Annotated in this window: 2 protein-coding genes; both read left to right on the top strand. The window is 63.8% G+C overall.

Annotated elements, in window-relative coordinates; genetic code table 11:
* The coding region (locus GGQ98_RS18065; protein ID WP_184072062.1) for a histone deacetylase family protein at positions 1-917 on the top strand (917 nt) is incomplete at its 5' end.
* 161 nt (positions 918-1,078) lie between these two features.
* Positions 1,079-1,327: a hypothetical protein gene (locus GGQ98_RS18060; protein WP_184072060.1), complete on the top strand. Its 249-nt coding sequence runs from the start codon at positions 1,079-1,081 to the stop codon at positions 1,325-1,327.
* The last annotated feature ends 71 nt before the right edge of the window (positions 1,328-1,398 follow it).

Here is a 1,398-nt window from a genome sequence, read left to right as displayed (position 1 = left end):
CTGCGACGCCCCCGTCGCAAGCCGCGAGCGCGTCGGCGGCAGGCCAGGAACAGGTCAAAGTGTCGGCGAAGTCCTGCCCAAATACGGCGGCATTCCTGAAGGGCGCGCACGCGGCATGGCTCGCGGCCGGGCGCGAGGGCGACGCGATCGGCTATACGTGGCCGGTCGTGCGGCGGCGCAAACTGTCGCTGGAGCGTATCGACGCCCGGCTCGGCCAGTACAGCTTCGACGCGTCGACCCCGATCGCGCCGGGAAGCTGGGAGGGCGCATACTGGTCGGCGCAGACCGCGCTCACGGCGCTCGATGCCGTGCTCGGCGGCGCGCCCACGGCGTTCGCGCTCTGCCGCCCGCCGGGGCACCACGCCGGGGCGGATTATCTGGGCGGCTATTGCTATCTGAACAACGCCGCGATCGCCGCGCAGCGCGCGCACGACGCCGGTGCGGGGCCTGTCGCCATCCTCGATGTCGACTACCATCACGGCAACGGCACGCAGGACATTTTCGAGGCGCGCGGCGATATCTTCTTCGCCTCGATCCATGCCGATCCGGCGACCGACTATCCGTTTTACTGGGGCCACGCCGATGAAACGGGAAGCGGCGAAGGCGCGGGAACGACGCTGAACATCCCGATGCCGCGCGGAACGCGGATCGACGCCTATCTCGCCGCGCTCGAAACCGCCGCATCGCGGATCACGGCGTGGGGCGCGCGTTTTCTGGTCGTCTCGTTCGGGGCCGATACGTTTTCGGGCGATCCGATCTCGCACTTCGCGATCGAAACCGAAGACTTTGCCGCCATCGGCGCGCGCATCGCCGCGATGGATCTTCCCACCGCGATCATCATGGAAGGCGGCTACGCCGTCGGCGATCTGGGCGGCAACGTCGCGCGCTTCCTGTCGGGCTTTGCCGACAAGCCGTAGCGCGGCCCACGCGGGCGCACTGTCGGTTTTTATTACAAAGTTTCTAAACCGAAACGAACTGGATTCGCCAAGCGCTTGAAAACGCTTATGTGGCACGATTCCTGCTTAATTCTTAATGCAAGTATCGCTGTTCGTTACTTTGGCGTTATGGGGGATTTCATATGCGTACCAGCATGATCCGGAGCCTGCTGGGCTCCGCACTGACCATCGGCCTTCTGGCCGGTGCAACCGCAGCGAGTGCGGCCACACTTTTCCAGGACAACTTCAACCGCGGCGTCGTCGATACGGTCGGCAACGGCTGGGTTGAAAACCACGAGGATGAAGTCGATCTTTACTCCCGGAGCGCGGGCGACCAGGTCATGCGCCTCGTCGAAAAGCCCGGCGGGTATGTGTTTAGTCCCTCGTTTTGATGGTGCGGTTCTCTGATAAACCGTTTTGGCTGCTCGGACCATATTTTGCAGACATATTCATATGGGGTGAG

This window comes from Sphingosinicella soli (assembly GCF_014199685.1).
In the GTDB taxonomy this organism is placed as follows: Bacteria; Pseudomonadota; Alphaproteobacteria; order Sphingomonadales; family Sphingomonadaceae; genus Sphingosinicella; species Sphingosinicella soli.
Note: the sequence above shows the minus strand (reverse complement) of the source record. Positions and strands in the feature narration are given on the sequence as shown.

Bases quoted from the DNA above. Each gene is read 5' to 3' on its own strand.
- GGQ98_RS18060 (WP_184072060.1), top strand. From the start codon at position 1,079: ATGCGTACCAGCATGATCCGGAGCCTGCTGGGCTCCGCACTGACCATC.